Origin of the sequence: Pontibacter rugosus, from assembly GCF_042678745.1 — a bacterium.
Lineage (GTDB): Bacteria > Bacteroidota > Bacteroidia > Cytophagales > Hymenobacteraceae > Pontibacter > Pontibacter rugosus.
This window is the reverse complement of the sequence record NZ_JBHTLD010000001.1, coordinates 1-17,260: the sequence shown is the minus strand read 5'-3', so window position 1 is coordinate 17,260 and position 17,260 is coordinate 1. Positions and strand designations below refer to the sequence as shown.

The window sequence follows — 17,260 nt, the reverse complement described above, 5'->3', positions numbered from 1 at the left end:
CATGTCCCAAAAAAGAAGAACCTTTCTTAAGTCTTTAGGCCTGGCAGGAGTAGGCTTTACGCTTTCGCCTAACTTACTGCAGGCGCAGCCAACAAAGCCGGCCAAAGGAAAAGACCTTTCTATTGTAAGCCTCTCCGGCAAAGTGCACAACGGCGGCAAGGGTATAGCAGGTGTAGCCGTAACAGATGGATATAACATAGTGCTGACGGATGCCAGCGGCAAGTATGAATTGGAAAGCAACGCTACTGCCGAGTTTGTTTACCTTTCTGTTCCACGTGGATACGAGCTGCCAAACGAGAACAGCATCGCACGCTTTTACCAACGCATAAAGCCAAGCCGTAACCGTTTTAAAGCTGACTTTGCTTTGCAGAAACTAGCACAGGACGACACAAAGCACAACTTTGTAGTATGGGCCGACCCGCAGATTATTTCTGAAGCAGACGCGGAGGAGCTAAAGACCAAAACTGCCCCGGACCTGAAGCAACTTGTCAACAGCTACCCAGCCAACACCCTTTTTCATGGCATTGGCTGCGGCGACCTGGTATGGGATAAGTTTGAGTTATTTGAAGATTACCAACAAGCAGTTGCTACAGCGGGAATTCCATTTTACCAGGTAATCGGGAACCACGACATGAACCTGGATGCCCGCACAGACGACGGCTCTGCCGAGAAGTTCAAAGAGTTATTTGGCCCTACCTACTACTCTTTTAACCGGGGTGACATCCATTATGTGGTGCTGGATGATGTGTTCTTTATAGGTACCGCCAAAAAGTACATTGGTTACCTGACAGAGCGGCAACTGGAGTGGTTGGAGCAGGATTTGGCAAACGTAAAGCCTGGTAGCACGGTGGTAGTAAACGTACACATACCCGTATACACACACCAGCACCTCCGCAACAAAGAAAAAGAAGAACCGATGGGTGGCGTGGTATCAAACCGCAAAGAGCTTTATCGCATCCTAAAGCCTTACAAAGCGCATATTATGTCGGGCCACACGCACTTTAATGAGAAAATATTTGAGGGTGATAATGTAATTGAACATGTACACGGCACTGTTTGCGGCGCCTGGTGGACGGGCCCTATCTGTTACGACGGAACCCCGAATGGCTATGGCGTTTATGAGGTAGATGGCCCTGAGGTGCGCTGGTACTATAAGTCAACCGGACTTCCGAAAGAGCACCAGGTACGGGCATATCCGGCAGGCTCAGTTCCAGAGAAACCAAAACACATTGCAGCCAATGTATGGAACTGGGACCCGGAATGGAAAGTAGAGTGGCTGGAAGACGGCAAAGATATGGGCAGCATGGAGCGTATCACTGCGCTGGACCCGCTGTCAGTAGAGTTGCATGCAGGTGCTACCAAACCAGCTAAACACAAGTGGGTAGAGCCGCTGCTTACAAACCACATGTTCTTTGCCCAACCATCCGCAAACGCAAAATTAATTACCATCAGGGCCACTGATAGGTTTAAGCAGGTTTTCACAACCCAACTTGATTTAAGCCAGCAGAGCTAACTTTACCAAACCACAACCTGGCTTATAGTATAAAAGCGCGGGGCAATAGGCCCTGCGCTTTTTGTTTTGGCTTGCGCCTGTAACTTAATAGGCACAAAAACATATACATAGCAAAGCACTGCTCACCTTCTCATGAAAAAAACTGCACCTTTTATACTTGCCATCTTGTGTTTAAGCGCCTGCTCAGGCAGCAGTGATGACGACCATGATAAGGAAAAAGCTACTGTCGCTAACGAAACGGGCCAGCTAATGCCATTGCCTAAAGATGTGCTATATGCTACAAAGCCGCTGATAAGTAGCAAGCTGTACAGCCGCCCCGACTTTAAGGCCAGCACTGTCGCCTACTTCGATACAGCTCAGCAAGTTCATATCCTCGACACGGCAAACGCCATGTTCGCGAAGGCACGCATTCAGCAAGACAGTACGACCTACACCGGATTCGTTCCTAAAACCATACTTCCGGAGCGTGAGTAACAGCACGTATAGCCAGAGCAAAAAAGAACGGCAGCCCTTGCAAAGCAAAAGCTGCCGTAAAGCACCTGTTACAGGTTTAGCTTATTTCACCACTACTCTGCGCACCGCACTATAGTCATCTGCCTCCAGCTTTACATAGTATAAACCCTTGGCATACCGATCCAAATTGATTGTTCGGGTCAGCACAGGTTGGGTACGGGTTAACGTTTCGCGATGAATCTCGTTCCCGATAACGTTCAATATGCGAAGCTCTACTTTCTGAGCCTGAAGGTTAGCTATGGAAATCGTAAAAACACCATTGCTAGGGTTTGGGTAAATGGCCACATCTTCTTCTTGCTTTAAGCCAAGCGGGTTTTCTTGCTCTGTTTGCTGCGCCACTTGCACCTGTGCAGGAGCTTTGGCCTGTGCCTGCACCAACAATACGGAGAAGCACGTAAAAACAGAAAGTATAATTTGTTTCATATATTCTAGTTATCAAGGTCTTAGGTAAGTAACATGACAAAAGTCATTCCACTTAATTAAAACGATGCAAGCCTTTTTTTGTTCTTGTATTGTACCCACTAAAAAAGGGCCATTCACTAATATTGTGAGATCGGATTTGTACAAAAACAATATTTAATAACATATGCTGTGGTAAACGATATTCTAATTATTGGCGGTGGACTAGCAGGGCTGATTAATGCGCTGGGCTTAGCAAGGGCTGGGCTACGGGTAGTGCTTGTAGAAAAGAAAGCTTATCCGTTTCACAAAGTATGCGGGGAGTACATTTCAAACGAGGTGCTGCCTTACCTGCGCCAGTTGGGAGTAGAGATAAATTCCTTGAAACCTGCACATATAAACCGTTTGCAGCTCACCTCTCCTACTGGCAAAAGCCTGGAATCAGAATTGGACCTGGGTGGGTTTGGCGTGAGCCGCTATACTTTAGATCATCACTTATATACCTTGGCTAAGCAGGCAGGCGCGCAATTTATACTTGAGAAGACAGTAAGAGAAGTCGATTTTGAGCATGACATTTTCACAGCTCAACTATCCGGCGGCCAAACTGTACAGGCACGCATTGCGATAGGGTCTTACGGCAAGCGCTCCAACCTGGATCGGCAGCTTAACCGCACCTTCTTCCAAAACCGATCTCCCTACATTGGTGTGAAGTATCACGTAAAGTATGATTTCCCGCGCGACCTGATTGCACTGCACAACTTCAAGAACGGGTACGCCGGCACTTCTGCCATCGAAAACGACAGTTACTGCCTTTGCTACCTGACCACCCGCGAAAACCTGAAAACCCACGGCTCTATACCTGCCATGGAGCAAAAAGTACTTTACCGCAACCCGCACCTGCGCCACATTTTCGAGACAGGCGAGTTTCTGTATGAGCAGCCAGAGGTGATCAATGAGATCTCGTTTGCTACCAAAACCTGTGTAGAAGACCACTTGCTTATGTGCGGGGATGCAGCCGGTATGATCACGCCGCTTTGTGGCAACGGCATGGCCATTGCCATACACTCTGCCAAAATACTGACGGAGCAAGTACTCCAGTATTTTGCTGATGGTCAAAATCGCGCCGCCTTAGAAGCTGGCTATACCAAAGCATGGCAAAAGCAGTTTGAGAGCCGGCTGCGCGTAGGCCGTACCGTACAAAACCTGTTTGGCAGCCCCATACTCTCAGAGTTGGCAGTAGGCGGATTAAAACATATTCCGGCAGCTGTAAAACTGATTATGCGCCAGACCCACGGCCAGCCATTTTAAAACCTGCCCAAATCTATTAACAGGCGGCTTGCGTAACTAAAGCCATACTTACTGGTTATAGCTGCAACCGCTGTACCAGTCAAGTATAGCTAGAGGCTCGCACAATTGTTTCTGCGGCACCTCAAAATCATGCATTATACTTTAAAAACACCCACGTATATACTTCGTAACCCGACTCTATGAAAACCTACATTTGCGCCATCGGCACAGCAAACCCACCCCACAAGATACCGCAAATGCAGGTAGCAGACTTCATGTCTAACATACTACAGTTTGATGAGCGGGAATCCCGTAAATTACAGGCCCTATACCGCGTAACGGGCATAGGCCAGCGCTATAGCGTGCTCGAAGACTATACCCGCGATAATGGCGACTTCACTTTTTACCCGAACACCCCAACTCTGGAGCCATTCCCTACTGTGCAACAGCGCATGGGCGTATACCGTGAGCATGCCGTTACGCTATCAGAGCAAGCCATACGCGAGTGCCTGGAGCAAGCTACGCATACAAACATCCCTGACATCACGCACCTGATTACCGTTAGCTGCACGGGCATGTATGCGCCGGGCTTAGATATAGAACTGGTAGAGCGCCTGGGCCTACCAACTACTGTACAGCGCACCTCTGTTAACTTTATGGGCTGCTATGCCGCCTTTAATGCGCTCAAACTGGCCGATGCTATTTGCAAAGCCGACCAAGATGCCAAAGTGATGGTGGTTTGTACAGAAATCTGCACTATTCATTTCCAGAAGAACACAGAGCAGGACCACCTGGTATCGAATGCGTTGTTTGGTGATGGCTCTGCGGCAGTGTTGGTACAGGGGAAGCCAAGCGCAGACGTAAGCCTTGAGCTAACTTCCTTCCACTGCGACCTGGCTCCTGACGGCAAAAGTGAAATGGCCTGGCACATCGGCGACACTGGCTTTGAAATGACGCTTTCGTCTTACGTGCCCGAGCTGATTCAGAATGGTATAAAGCAGCTCACTGACCGCCTGCTGGAGGGTCTTAAAATGAAGGTTTCAGAGATAGATCTTTTTGCCATACACCCCGGAGGCCGCCGCATTCTGGAAGTAATCGAAAAGGAGTTAGGTATGACCCGCGATGATAACCGCTTTGCGTATGAGGTGCTAAAAGAATTCGGCAATATGTCGTCGGCCACAGTGCTGTTTGTGCTGAAAGCCCTTATGAAAACGCTGACACCGCAGCAGCAAGACGAGCCAATCCTGAGCTTTGCCTTTGGCCCTGGCCTTACCCTAGAATCTATGCTATTGAAAGTACACTATGCGAACGCTTAAACACCGCTCTTACGAAGCAGAAATAATGGATGACCTGACCATCTCCTCAGAAGAGATGAGCCAGACGCTAAATGAGCTGGAGGTGATCAACAACTGGCTGGGCGGGCACAAAGTAGTACTCAGTGCCTTGGATGAGCTGGTAGCAAAGCATAAGCCGCAGCTCCTGCGCATTGCCGATATAGGCTGCGGCGGCGGCGATACGCTGAAGAACATTGCCCGTTGGGCCCGCCGCAAAGGGGTTAACGTTGAGCTGATAGGCGTAGATGCAAACGAATTTATTGTGCAGTATGCCCGCCGCCATTGCAGCGATTTTCCGGAAATACAGGTAGAGCAGCACGACGTTTTTTCTGAAGCGTTTGCGCAGGAAAAGTATGATGTAGTGGTGTGCAGCTTGTTTTGCCACCATTTTACTGATGAGCAACTGATACAGATGTTTCGGCAGCTACACCAGCAGGCGCAAATGGCTGTAATCATCAACGATCTGCACCGCCACTGGCTCGCCTATTATTCTATCAAATACCTGACGGCTGTGTTCTCAAAATCACCGATGGTGCAGAACGATGGACCGCTTTCGGTTTGGCGGGCTTTTAAACGCCACGACCTGGAGCGGCTGGTGCAAAAAGCAGGAGTCACCACTTATAAGCTTAAATGGATGTGGGCTTTTAGATGGCAACTATTACTTCAAAAATCTTAACTTGGCTGATCATCTTAAAGCCTGAAAAATAAACATGAGCAAACAGTCTATTAACTTCTGGGTACTCTTTGCGGTGTCTATCGTTATCTCTGCTATCCTGATTTCGGTGTTTGTCAAAGCGCTGAAGATAATTCTGATGGCTATACTGGTGCTTGCCCTGGCTCCGATTGTGTTTTTTGCGCTTCGGATGCTGATTCCTACCAAGAAAGATGAGAACGATAAGCTCAAAAGGCGAGATTAAGCCTGCCACAGATTATAGTATTAACAGCTGCAAGTGCTGAAATGGATTTGGACTTGCATCAGCAAGTATAAATTCTTCAACTTCTTCCCTGAAGATTACTTTATAGCAGGCTTTTATACTTCTTTACGACTTGTGCAAGTATAGCCGCTTGCCAACATTGACCTTCAAGCCTTCTGCCTCAAAAAAACAGCTGCTGTGCCAGCCTGAACGTATTGGCATGTGCCTCTACAATGTGGGCGATCTGTTTAGAGTAGCCACCTCCCATACTTACGGCTACCGGCAGGTTGTGCTGCTGGCAAAGCTCCAACACATAGCGGTCGCGTTGCTTGCAGCCGTCAATGGTCATACCCAACTTGCCTAGCTTATCGGTAGCCAACACATCCACCCCAGACTGAAAGAACACAAACTCTGGCTGCACTTCCTCTAGCAGGCGCGGCAGATGATGCTTCAGAAGCTGTAGGTAAGCCTTATCGTCTGTTCCCTCGGCTAAAGGCACATCTAAATCAGAACGCTCTTTATGGAAAGGATAATTGTGGCCGCAATGCATGCTAAACGTAAACACGCGTGGCTCATGCTCAAAGATTTGAGCTGTACCGTTCCCCTGGTGCACATCTAAATCAACCACCAGCACCTTTCGGATAGCCTTATACTTAAGCAGGTAATTTGCGGCAATGGCAATGTCGTTGAGCAGGCAAAAACCCTCGCCACGGTTTGTGAAGGCATGGTGCGTTCCTCCGGCTATGTTCATCCCGATGCCATACTCCAGCGCAAACAGTGCCGCCTGCACCGTACCGTTCATGATCACCACTTCGCGCTGCACCAACTGCTCGGAAAGCGGAAAACCTGTCTTGCGAATTTCTGAGGCAGTTAGCTGCAGGTTACGCAGGCGGTGCCAATATTCGGGATGGTGGGTATCAAGTATAAACTGCTCGGCCAGCGGCTCGGGTGCAAACAGATTATCTTTTGTGATGGTACCTTCATATAATAATTGCTCAGGCAGCAAATCATACTTAGCCATCGGGAAACGGTGATTCTCCGGCAGGCTGTGGGCAAAAATCTCAGACCAGGCTATCTTCAGCATATTGCAAAGCTAACAATAATACATAATTCAAAGTTTTACATAGCGGCTACCAAGGCGGCACTCACCACTACTACCATTCATAAATCAGTACAATTTAAATTTAGTTTTTTGGCCTCGTTGATAAGTTCTGAAACTTTTAAAAAAAGTGGGCAGCACTTGTAGTTTTACGCCTTATTTATTCACATAAATGTGGATAACTATGTTGATTCAACAATCTTATCCACTATTTGCTGTTAATTCACTGTTAACAAAGCCTAAAAAGTTTAATATTCAAGTAAAGCTAACATGGAATAAACATTTAGCCAATGACTAAAACCTGCCCGTAAACAGACTTTACGCACATTATAACATATTAATTAAATCATATTATTAACCTTCTGGCAATCTATGTATTTCCTACATCACCTAAGGGTTTTATAGATAAATGCGCTCGGAAAAGGAAGTATAAAGCTACTTATATGTCTACCTGATGTCCCCAGTTTATCTAAAGCAGTGCAAAACAGATAACCCGCACCAGTTAAGGCAAGTATAAACATAAGTACATATTCTCGAACATGGAGAAGCACAAGCTAAAGACATACACTATGAAAAAACAACTGATACTCGCACTCTTTATACTATGCTCGCTAACTAGTTATGCACAGATAGAAGGACCTAACCCTATCACCCGGAATCATAACCTGTTTAGCCGGTCTCCTAACTCAGGCTTAGGTATAAAAGGCGGCGTTAATTTTGCGAACGTACATGGTAGCGATGCCGACAGGTATGGCTCTACTGATAATCTAACCTCCTTCCATGCCGGTATATTTGCGCAGTTTGGAGTAAGTGAGGTATTCTCTGTTCAGCCAGAGCTGCTATATACACGCAGAGGCTTTGAGCGCCAGGATTCTGTCTTCCGTTTCGATTACCTGGAGTTGCCCATACTAGCTGTATTCAACATATCTGATAACTTCAGCGCGCACCTTGGCCCACAGGTAGGCATTATGATGTCGACAAAGCAGGAAGATCAGGAAGTGAACCTGGAGCCATACAACACGTTTGACTATGGCTTTGCAGCAGGCCTGGAAGGTAAGTTTCTGGAGCGGTTTAGGCTAGGCGCACGTTATGTGCATGGGTTTGCCGACCTGCGCAAAGAAGATGATGCAGGCAACAGCATCGACCAAAATGTTAAAACCGGTGTGATACAAGTATACCTTGGTATTGGATTCTAGTAGCTTGGATCAACGCAAACAAAACGCAGCAGCGCAAGGTGCAGGCAACACAGCAACTCCCTGTTCTGCTGCATTTCTACGCATATACCATATCGTTTTGCGTGTTTATAGCGTACCAGTAGGCACAGCTGCGGTACTGTGGCTGCTATATCAAACCACTATCCTATGGCTAAGCATCACCGTAACCTGCTTTTGCAGCTGGCCCTGCTGCTTTTTACCCTCAGCGCCTGCGACACCACTGTTAAAACCGATGAGGCTGTTATAAGCGATGCCATTGTAAAAAAAGAGCAGCCAACTCCGGCTGTTACTTTTGCTATAGATACGGCAAAGAGCGAGATAACCTGGATTGGGGCCAAGATGACCGGCCGCCACAACGGCGTGTTTGATCTGCAGCACGGCGAGCTATACATGACGGACGACCTACTAACCGGCGGCCATTTTGTTATAGACATGACTACTACCCGCGCTTCTGATAAAACCATAGATGCTGAAAGCAACAAGAAACTGACAACGCATTTACGGTCTGCCGACTTTTTTGACTCTGAACGTTTTCCAACCGCAGAGTTTGAGTTAACTGGCATAGCCCCGTACGACAGCCTTAGCGAAAAAGCAAAGCAAAAGACAAAGGTAACTTACAGTGAGCTGCGCATTAATAACCCTACGCACCGCCTTACCGGCAACCTCACCATAAAAGGGCAAACCAAGAGCATCGCTTTTCCGGCACGCGTAACGATGCAGGATAGCCTGGTACGTGCCAAGGCTAACTTTAACATCGACCGGACTAAATGGGGGTTAATCTACCGCTCCGACCAATCCTTAGGTGACCAGACGATACACCCGGAAGTTAACATTGGTTTAGACATAGTAGCAAAGCCGCAAAAGCCCACTACACCAGAATCTTAGGTACCTTTACCCGTTATTCTATAATTATACATAACAGCAAAAGCGTATTTTTTTATGCTAAAGCGCCTTTCTGCTCGTTGATACTCCTAAACATGCCCTCTTACCTATGATAAAATATTTATGCCTGTTGCCCCTGTTCCTGTTAAGTTTTACAGCAAGTGCCCAAACTACGGCACTTAGCCCGTTTAATCAGCAGCAGGCAAACACGCTGCAAGTAGGCATGCTGCTTTTAGGCGGCTGGGCCGTTTTAAATATACTCTTAAGCAGCTTTAAGCTGACAAAGGCTACCCGCAACCGGAAATACTTTTACCAGATGAACCTGTACTGGAACATCGTAAACCTTATTATAGCGACGGTAGCATTATATAGCATCATCTCCAAAGACCAGGCAACACTAACCCTGGCCACAAGTGTAGAGCTCCACAGCTGGTATAAAAAAGTATTGTACCTGAATGTGGGGTTAGATGTAGCCTATATTATCCTGGGTGTATACCTGAAAGAGCGATCGCGCAACACGCCGAAGTATGAGAAGCCCCTGGGCTGGGGCCAGTCTATTGTATTACAGGGAGTATTCCTGTTTCTGCTAGACCTGGTGCTGGTTATACTGCTGGAGTCAGGAGCAGGCCAGCTGTTTAGGCTGATACCGAACCTATAATTTATACTTACCGCAAAAAGCGAAAGCCATACCTTGAGTATAAGGTATGGCTTTCGCTTTTATATATTAAGTAAGCTTAGCGGTCGTGCTTGCCTTCAGCAAACTCCTCTATCATCTTTTTATTAAAAGCAGGAATATCGTCTGGGTTGCGGCTGGTAACAAGGCCTTGGTCTACCACCACTTCCTGGTCTACCCAATCAGCACCGGCATTTATGAGGTCTGTTTTCAGGGTATGGTAGCTGGTCATTTTCTTGCCTTTCACCTTACCTGTCTCTATCAGCGTCCAGGGGGCGTGGCAAATAGCAGCCACAGGCTTACCGCTTTCCATAAACTTGTTTACAAAAGAAACGGCATCCTGGTTGGTGCGCAGGTTATCGGGGTTCATAACGCCACCTGGCAAAAGTAATCCATTATAATCGTCAGCGCTTACATCGCTCAGCTTCTTGTCAACTTTAAACTTATCGCCCCAGTCTGTGTGGTTCCAGGCCTTGATCTCACTGTTCTTGTTTGGAGAGATAATATGCGCTTCGGCTCCTTCGTCTTTCAGCGCCTGCAGCGGCTTTGTAAGCTCTACCTGCTCAAATCCTTCTTCTACTAAAATCGCTATTTTCTTTCCTTCTAATTTATTAGCCATTACTAAGTTTGTTTTTATGGTTAAACATTGTGTCGTTATATACATAACGCGCCTGCGCCTTAATTGTTAACGTCACAACTTTTCCCTCTCGGTTGTCACTTCCTCACAAGGGCGCACTAGAATCGGCTCTCACTAGCACTAGCTACTATTAGTGATTTTATCTATCAGCCCATCAATTTAAATGTTCATTATTTGGAACTAGTCTAAGTAAGTATGTAAGTTTGCATCACTTAGAATTAGTCTAAATAACTCTAAATCTGGAAAGGGAGATATAAGCTCTAGCTACCACACCTACCCAGAAGAAACCATATACATCATCTATAATCTATAAGGCATGTTTAAAAAATTTACCCTGATCTGCTTGTGTATACTTTTTACGCAGCTTGCGTGGGCACAGCACAGAAGCTCCGCTATTCAAGGAAGGGTGCTTCAGGAAAACGGTCAGCCATTGGCTGCAGCCAGCATTGTAGTGGAAAACACTTCTTTTGGCACTGTTACCGATGAGAATGGTTATTTCAAGATTATCCACTTGCCAGCAGGCACTTACCAGGTGAGAGCTATGATGCTTGGGTTTAACAGCTTCATAGAGAAAGTTGAACTTGATAAAGGCGAAACTGAAACTATCGGCTTTAACCTGAAGACCAAATCCAACGAGGTAACTCAGGTAGAGGTGTTCGGAATAAGAGACAAGCAGCCGGAGAAGCTGGATGCCATTACCCGTCTGCCTCTAAAGCCAAGCGAGCAGATCCAGAGTATATCTGTGATCTCTGAGAAACTAATTGAGCAGCAGGGAGCACTTACTGTAATTGAAGGTGTGCGCAACGTGCCAGGTGTTTATACTTATGCAACTTATGGTGGTGTGCGCGAGAGTATTTCTTCTCGGGGCTTCCGTGGTATACCTACACTTAAAAATGGTGTGCGCGTAATGACAGACTTCCGTGGCTCCGGCTTCTCGACCGATATGCAGGGTGTGGAAAGTGTGCAGGTACTAAAAGGTGCCAGCGCTATTACAATGGGTGCCGCCACAGACCTAGGCGGACCGGGTGGCCTGGTAAATATTGTTACTAAAACGCCTAAGTTCGAAAACGCCGGTAGCGTATCGTTGCGCGCAGGCAGCTGGGGATTAATTCGCCCTACGTTTGATATACAGCGTGTAGTAGATAAAGACAACAAGTTTGCAGTTCGCCTAAACGGTGCCTACGAAAACGGTGGCAAATTCCGTGACCACATGGACAACGAGTCATTCTATATTAACCCGTCTGTAGAGTGGAGACCAAACGCCAGAAGCACTCTTACGTTAGAGATGGATTACTTTAAAGAAGAGCAGGGCTTTGATGCAGGAACTGTAAACTTATCAGTAGGCAACAAAGAAAACCTGATTTACGATTTACCTTCTGAAAGATTCTTAGGTTTTGAGTCAGACAAAACAGACGTAAAGCACACTACTTATGCTGCCCGTTATAAGTATGACCTTACCAACAACTTATACTTACGTGCTGCTTTCTTCAACTCTAACTACGACGCTGACGGCATCAGATCTGGCTTATCGGCACTAAAGGCTGATCCGGCAAAAGGTATAAATACAGACCAGGTAAACTGGTACAGGCGCTCTATCTCTCATAACTCAACCCGCGAAGACAACAGCACTGTTTTGCAGTTCGACCTGGTTGGCCGCAAGGTAAAAACAGGCGGTATTAACCATACTTTCCAGGTAGGTGCCGATTATCGCTACATTGACCTGTTCATGCCTACATTCAACTCTATCGCTATTGACCAGATCAACGTGCTGGATCCAAGCACAGTATCGAATGTGCTACCTGAAAACATCCCGGCCTTTGAGCGCACAGGAGGCACGCAATCTTACGACTATCGCTTTGGAGCTACTTTCCAGGATGTAATCCAGCTTACTAACTGGGCAAGAGTATACGGCGGCGTTCGCTACAGCACAAACAAAACGAAAAATGCCGGCGAAACCAGTGCTACTTCTGAGTTTTGGAACCCTCTGGCAGGTGTGATGTTCACGGTTAAAGATGGTATCAATATCTTCGGATCTTACACAAACAGCACCAATCCTCGCTCTGCCTCTGTAGTAGATGCAGAAGGAAACCCGCTTGGCGCTGAGCGTATCGATCAGTTTGAAGCAGGCATTAAATCGGAGTGGTTAAACGACCGCCTGCGCTTTAACCTGACTTTGTACAAGATCAACAACAAAGACATGAACCTGCAGGCGTTCATGGTTGATGAGAACGGCACTGTATTACCAACAGGCTACTACATAAAAGGCGGTAACGATGAACGCAAAGGTGTAGAAGTAGAACTTACCGGCCGTGTGCTGGAGAACCTGGAAGTAGTAATGGGTTATGCGTACATTGATGCAGAGTATAAAGAGCACACTACCTTTGTGCCTGGCTCTGCACCAAACAACACACCGAAGCATACATTTAACGCTTACGCAAGCTATACGCTACTTAACGGAGCACTAAAAGGACTTAACTTCGGTGCAGGTGCATACTATTTAGGAGAGCGCCCTTACAACGACTGGACACAGCCAGGCGTGCAGTACCACAACATAGACCCTAACACTGCACCGTGGAACAACAAAGCATATACCATCGTGAATGCGCAGGTTGGCTACGATTTCCTGAAACACTGGGGAGTGAGGGCCTTGTTTAACAACATATTTGATGAAGTTGGTTACGATGCTTACCGCTCAAACTTTATTGACAGAATTCAACCTCGAAACGTTTCTGGTGTAGTTACATACAGATTCTAACTATATATTAAAGTGAAACAATTCACAAAAGCTGCCGACACTATCTGTCGGCAGCTTTTGCAGTAAACAACCTTTACTTTCTAACCCATCAAAATGAAAAAGAGCTATACCTTCCGCAAGTTCTTTAACGATGTGCACCTGTGGTTGGGCATCGCTAGTGGTCTTGTGCTGTTCGTTGTTTGCCTGAGCGGCACCGTTTATACTTTCCGCACCGACATTGAGGAAGCGCTGGAGCCAGATAAGTATAAAGCAGAAGCCGCCGCTAATGCAACACCACTGTCTCCGGATGCACTGGTGTACAAACTGGGGAAAGAGCTAAAAGGTAATGTGGTATCACTTGAGATTCCGCAGGACAAAACGCTGGCTTACCGTGTGGGCGTAGCCCAAAAGCAAGAAGGCGGTGGCAAAGGTGAGCGAGAAGGGAAAGGCGCTGAAACTGCTGCAGCCAAAAAACCGGAAGGCAGAGGCGGCAAAGAAAGTAAAGGCGGCCATGGGCCAGCAGGCGGCGGTGGCGGCAGGCCAACCACCTACATGGTTAATCCTTACACAGGAGCTGTGCTTGGCACAACAGAAGGCCCGGCAACAGAGTTCTTCGGCACTGTAATGCAGCTGCACCGCTGGTTATTAATAGAGGGTGGTGTAGGCAAGATGATCGTGGGAATATCAACCATCATCTTTACTATTCTGGTGCTTACTGGCCTGGTGCTGTGGTGGCCTAAGAAAATCAAGAACTGGAAGCAGGGCTTAAAAGTAAAGACGGATGCCAACTGGAAGCGCATCAATCACGACCTGCACAACACGTTTGGCTTTTACTCTTTCCTGCTGCTGCTGATTATGTCGCTTACCGGCCTTTGCTGGTCTTTTGACTGGTACCGTGAAGGCCTGAGCAAAGTAATGGGTGCAGAAGTATTTAAGGGCCGCCGTGAAAAGCCACTGAGCTCTATGCCTGCTGCTGACGCTACGGACTTAATGCTGGCTGACTTTGTAGCCAAAGCAAATACTATACTTCCTTATGAGGGTAATTTAAGGGTATCTATCCCTGGTGATGATACAACAGCCGTGGTGATTACAAAAAGCGAAGCAGGTTTCTTTGCCCTGGCAGCATCAGACAAAGTACAGCTAGACCAGCACAACGGGCAGGCGCTACAGGTAGATATATTTGCAGACAAACCACTAAACGAGCAGATCGTGTCGCTGATCAAGCCGCTACACCTGGGCGATGTATATGGCACTTTCTCAAAGATTTTATACTTCCTGGCTTGCTTAATTGCCACCAGTTTGCCAGTTACTGGTACCTTGATTTGGATCAATAAGCTTCGTAAGAAGAAGCCAAGCAAAAAAGCGCCACGCACTACTGCGGCACAGGTAGCAGGATAAATAAACAAATCGCTTTGATTGCAGTTTTACAGCAGCCATAGTTTATCTATAAACTATGGCTGCTGTTTTATTAAGTAGCTATACCTCTTATATTTATACTTTAAAATACGTATACTGCAACTACAAACGTTACCTAACTATGAACACACGAAAACTTAACCTATTGCTGGCTGCCCTTGGCCTTGCGCTGTTAACAACAGTTACTGCCTCGGCACAAAAGGTAGAGGTTATCAAGTATAAAGAACTACAGCAGCTACGCCAGCAGCCAAACGACACTTTATATGTGGTAAATTTCTGGGCCACCTGGTGCAAACCCTGCATAAAGGAACTGCCATACTTTGAGGCTGCCAACCAAAAGTATAAAGGCCAGCCGGTAAAGGTGGTATTAGTAAGTATGGATGCTGTAGAGGACTTAGACAGCCGCGTAAAAACTTTTGTACAGCGGCGCGGCCTAAAATCTAGAGTTATGCTGCTGGATGAGGTAGACGGCAATTCCTGGATTGATAAGATAGAACCGAAATGGTCAGGGGCCATACCTGCCACTATGGTGTACAATAACAAGCAGGGCACCTATGAGTTTCGGGAAGCAGAGATGACACAGGAAGAGCTGAACGCACTAATTGAAAAGTATAAATAGCCACAGCGCGACTCACTGAATTAGGCATAGCAGCCTCTGAAAAAGCTATAAATCAACAGATACTAAAACTAATCATTTTATACTTAAACTTTATACCTATGAAAAAAGCAAAATTGCCTTTCGTGTACATGGCTTGCCTGCTGCTGGTAAGTGTGCTGCTCTCAGCAGTGCCAGCCTCTGAAACCGGCTATCAGGTAGGTGACACTGCCCGCGACTTTAAGCTAAAGAACGTAGATGGCAAAATGGTATCGATGGCTGATTACAAAGATGCCAAAGGGTTTATCGTAACCTTTACCTGCAACTCCTGCCCTTACGCCATTGCCTACGAAGACCGCCTGATAGACCTGCACAAGAAGTATGCACCTAAAGGTTACCCGGTAATCGCTATTAACCCGAATGATGCCAAGGTATCGCCGAAAGACTCTTATGAGCTGATGCAGGAACGTTCCAAAGAAAAGAGTTTCCCGTTTGCCTATGTGTATGATGCTACGCAGGAAATCACGAAAGCTTACGGCGCTACACGCACTCCGCACCTGTATGTCGTACAGAAGCAGAAAGACGGCAGCCTGAAAGTAGCCTATATCGGCACCATAGACGACAACTACAAAGACGCGGCACAGGTACAGAAAAAATACGCCGAAGATGCCTTGAACGAGCTAGTAGCCGGAAAGCAGGTGAGCCAGCCAAACACCAAAGCTATTGGCTGCACTATCAAGTGGAAAGCGGCATAAGCATTAGGTTATAATCCACCATCCAAAGTATAAACAATAAAGGCAGCCAAAGAGGCTGCCTTTATTGTTTATACGATGGATAAAAAGCTGATGTGTATAAAGTTGTGACTGCAAAGTGTAAAGTAAGTACTCAGACAAATTTGATTTAATCTATTTTGTCATCCTCAAAGGATCTTGTGGGCAAGTCGCAAAAGTGCAGCATATGTATTTTGGAATAATATTGCTCGTTTCCGACTTTACAGAACATCCTATCTCATTATTTGGAGGGATGGCTAAAAGTTGCCTGCCATACTTTAGAGTTAAAGTTTGTAAGTATCGGATGATCTTACAAAATAGATTATATTTAGGTGAGTGTACTGAATAAGTACAGCACAGTAGTAGTAAACTTTCGTGTATAGTGCTAATAACCGTATGTTTACGCATATCCAGTAGTTAGCTGCAATAGAAATCATAAAAGTCTTATGGATTATAGTTTTGAAACATACCAGTTACTTGTTATACCTTCAGTAATTTTGGGAATGGGATATTGCTTATATTTCATCCAAGGAAAATTTAATGAACGAGTTAGCAAGCAGCCGTACAACAAATTATTCCACTTAAATTTCTTCGGTAAGCAACTTTTAGTTACTGCAATTATTGGATTGGCAGGATATTACATTCGTCAATTTATGCTGTTCATGCCCTTCTGTTTTTTGGTTGCATTCTGGACTCTAAATCAGCTTTTTCTACTAACCAGTAACAGGAACATAATTTTAGGAACACGATGGAATGCTCCCAAATATAAAAGATGGAGTACAGGGCTTAATACATTTGTTCTTATGATGTTGACGTTTGTCCTTTCAATAACTTTGGCTTTGGTTGTTGGGATTGCATCGGTTGATAATAACTCTAAAAGCGTTAAAATATACAGCAGGTAACAAAGTGCAGCTTTAACCCTCGCTACGCTTCGGGCTTCGGCTGCACGAATACCGTTAGCTGCAATAGAAAATATGTATGAAGAAAAGATAAAAATTACAACAGTTGATTTTCTTGACAAAGCTTTACTATTCTTAAAGAATGAAAGTGCATTTGGAGCTGGCGATTATAAACGACCTGTTTTTCCTGAAGTAGAGAAAAAACTTTTAGTTCGTGCATTCTACAAATTAGAAAAAGATGGTTTTGCCTATTCAGAAAAAAAAGAAAGCGGCGGCAATACTTCTCAGAGGCTGTTTAAATTTCATTTGGATAATTTCTTAAGCATGATGTGTATCATGGTAATCTGTATCATGGTTTCGGCTGATTTGGTGCTGCGCTCA

Annotated in this window: 17 protein-coding genes; 14 read left to right on the top strand and 3 right to left on the bottom strand. The window is 46.0% G+C overall.

Going from position 1 to position 17,260, the window contains the following annotated elements:
* Nucleotide 1 precedes the first annotated feature (1 nt).
* Both ACFQ2O_RS00085 and ACFQ2O_RS00080 read left to right on the top strand, forming a co-directional pair.
* Nucleotides 2-1,513: a calcineurin-like phosphoesterase C-terminal domain-containing protein gene (locus ACFQ2O_RS00085; protein WP_377521906.1), complete on the top strand. Its 1,512-nt coding sequence runs from the start codon at nt 2-4 to the stop codon at nt 1,511-1,513.
* A gap of 132 nt (nt 1,514-1,645) precedes the next feature.
* A complete protein-coding gene (locus ACFQ2O_RS00080; RefSeq protein WP_377521903.1) occupies nt 1,646-1,987 on the top strand; it encodes a hypothetical protein in 342 nt (113 codons plus the stop codon).
* An 81-nt stretch (nt 1,988-2,068) separates the two neighbouring features.
* Here the strand turns inward: ACFQ2O_RS00080 and ACFQ2O_RS00075 are convergent, their stop codons facing one another.
* Entirely contained in the window at nt 2,069-2,449 is a 381-nt protein-coding gene (locus ACFQ2O_RS00075) for a T9SS type A sorting domain-containing protein (RefSeq protein WP_377521901.1), read from the bottom strand.
* Between the two features lie 168 nt (nt 2,450-2,617).
* Here ACFQ2O_RS00075 and ACFQ2O_RS00070 point away from each other — a divergent pair, with 168 nt between their 5' ends.
* The 4 genes from ACFQ2O_RS00070 to ACFQ2O_RS00055 all read left to right on the top strand — a co-directional run bounded on the left by ACFQ2O_RS00070 (nt 2,618) and on the right by ACFQ2O_RS00055 (nt 5,963).
* Entirely contained in the window at nt 2,618-3,733 is a 1,116-nt protein-coding gene (locus tag ACFQ2O_RS00070) for an NAD(P)/FAD-dependent oxidoreductase (RefSeq protein ID WP_377521900.1), read from the top strand.
* A 179-nt stretch (nt 3,734-3,912) separates the two neighbouring features.
* On the top strand, nt 3,913-5,028 hold the full coding sequence (locus ACFQ2O_RS00065; protein WP_377521899.1) for a type III polyketide synthase: 1,116 nt from the start codon (nt 3,913-3,915) through the stop codon (nt 5,026-5,028).
* On the top strand, nt 5,015-5,722 hold the full coding sequence (locus tag ACFQ2O_RS00060; protein ID WP_377521898.1) for a methyltransferase domain-containing protein: 708 nt from the start codon (nt 5,015-5,017) through the stop codon (nt 5,720-5,722). Before ACFQ2O_RS00065 ends, ACFQ2O_RS00060 begins: the two co-directional genes overlap by 14 nt.
* Before the next feature lie 34 nt (nt 5,723-5,756).
* The gene (locus tag ACFQ2O_RS00055; RefSeq protein ID WP_377521897.1) at nt 5,757-5,963 is read left to right on the top strand and encodes a hypothetical protein; all 207 of its coding nucleotides are present in this window, start codon (nt 5,757-5,759) and stop codon (nt 5,961-5,963) included.
* Between the two features lie 178 nt (nt 5,964-6,141).
* Here ACFQ2O_RS00055 and ACFQ2O_RS00050 read toward each other — a convergent pair whose 3' ends face one another.
* Nucleotides 6,142-7,044 (bottom strand): histone deacetylase family protein, encoded by a 903-nt coding sequence (locus ACFQ2O_RS00050; RefSeq protein WP_377521895.1) that lies wholly within the window; start codon nt 7,042-7,044, stop codon nt 6,142-6,144.
* A gap of 584 nt (nt 7,045-7,628) precedes the next feature.
* Between ACFQ2O_RS00050 and ACFQ2O_RS00045 the strand changes: the two genes are divergently transcribed.
* The 3 genes from ACFQ2O_RS00045 to ACFQ2O_RS00035 all read left to right on the top strand — a co-directional run bounded on the left by ACFQ2O_RS00045 (nt 7,629) and on the right by ACFQ2O_RS00035 (nt 9,813).
* Complete coding sequence (locus ACFQ2O_RS00045) at nt 7,629-8,255, top strand: porin family protein (protein ID WP_377521893.1); 627 nt, start codon at nt 7,629-7,631, stop codon at nt 8,253-8,255.
* A gap of 165 nt (nt 8,256-8,420) precedes the next feature.
* The gene (locus tag ACFQ2O_RS00040; RefSeq protein WP_377521891.1) at nt 8,421-9,158 is read left to right on the top strand and encodes a YceI family protein; all 738 of its coding nucleotides are present in this window, start codon (nt 8,421-8,423) and stop codon (nt 9,156-9,158) included.
* A 106-nt stretch (nt 9,159-9,264) separates the two neighbouring features.
* Nucleotides 9,265-9,813: a DUF6992 family protein gene (locus ACFQ2O_RS00035; protein WP_377521890.1), complete on the top strand. Its 549-nt coding sequence runs from the start codon at nt 9,265-9,267 to the stop codon at nt 9,811-9,813.
* A 76-nt stretch (nt 9,814-9,889) separates the two neighbouring features.
* Here ACFQ2O_RS00035 and ACFQ2O_RS00030 read toward each other — a convergent pair whose 3' ends face one another.
* A complete protein-coding gene (locus ACFQ2O_RS00030) occupies nt 9,890-10,447 on the bottom strand; it encodes a type 1 glutamine amidotransferase domain-containing protein (protein ID WP_377521889.1) in 558 nt (185 codons plus the stop codon).
* Between the two features lie 334 nt (nt 10,448-10,781).
* On the opposite strand from ACFQ2O_RS00030, the gene ACFQ2O_RS00025 reads away from it, so the two are divergent.
* From ACFQ2O_RS00025 to ACFQ2O_RS00005, 5 genes are all read left to right on the top strand, one after another.
* The gene (locus ACFQ2O_RS00025) at nt 10,782-13,220 is read left to right on the top strand and encodes a TonB-dependent siderophore receptor (protein ID WP_377521888.1); all 2,439 of its coding nucleotides are present in this window, start codon (nt 10,782-10,784) and stop codon (nt 13,218-13,220) included.
* A 93-nt stretch (nt 13,221-13,313) separates the two neighbouring features.
* Nucleotides 13,314-14,597, top strand: coding sequence for a PepSY-associated TM helix domain-containing protein (locus ACFQ2O_RS00020; protein ID WP_377521887.1), 1,284 nt, complete (start codon nt 13,314-13,316; stop codon nt 14,595-14,597).
* 139 nt (nt 14,598-14,736) lie between these two features.
* Nucleotides 14,737-15,234, top strand: coding sequence for a TlpA disulfide reductase family protein (locus tag ACFQ2O_RS00015; protein ID WP_377521885.1), 498 nt, complete (start codon nt 14,737-14,739; stop codon nt 15,232-15,234).
* Between the two features lie 98 nt (nt 15,235-15,332).
* Complete coding sequence (locus ACFQ2O_RS00010) at nt 15,333-15,965, top strand: thioredoxin family protein (RefSeq protein WP_377521884.1); 633 nt, start codon at nt 15,333-15,335, stop codon at nt 15,963-15,965.
* Between the two features lie 989 nt (nt 15,966-16,954).
* A partial coding sequence (locus ACFQ2O_RS00005) for a hypothetical protein (protein ID WP_377521882.1) occupies nt 16,955-17,260 on the top strand: 306 nt, incomplete at its 3' end.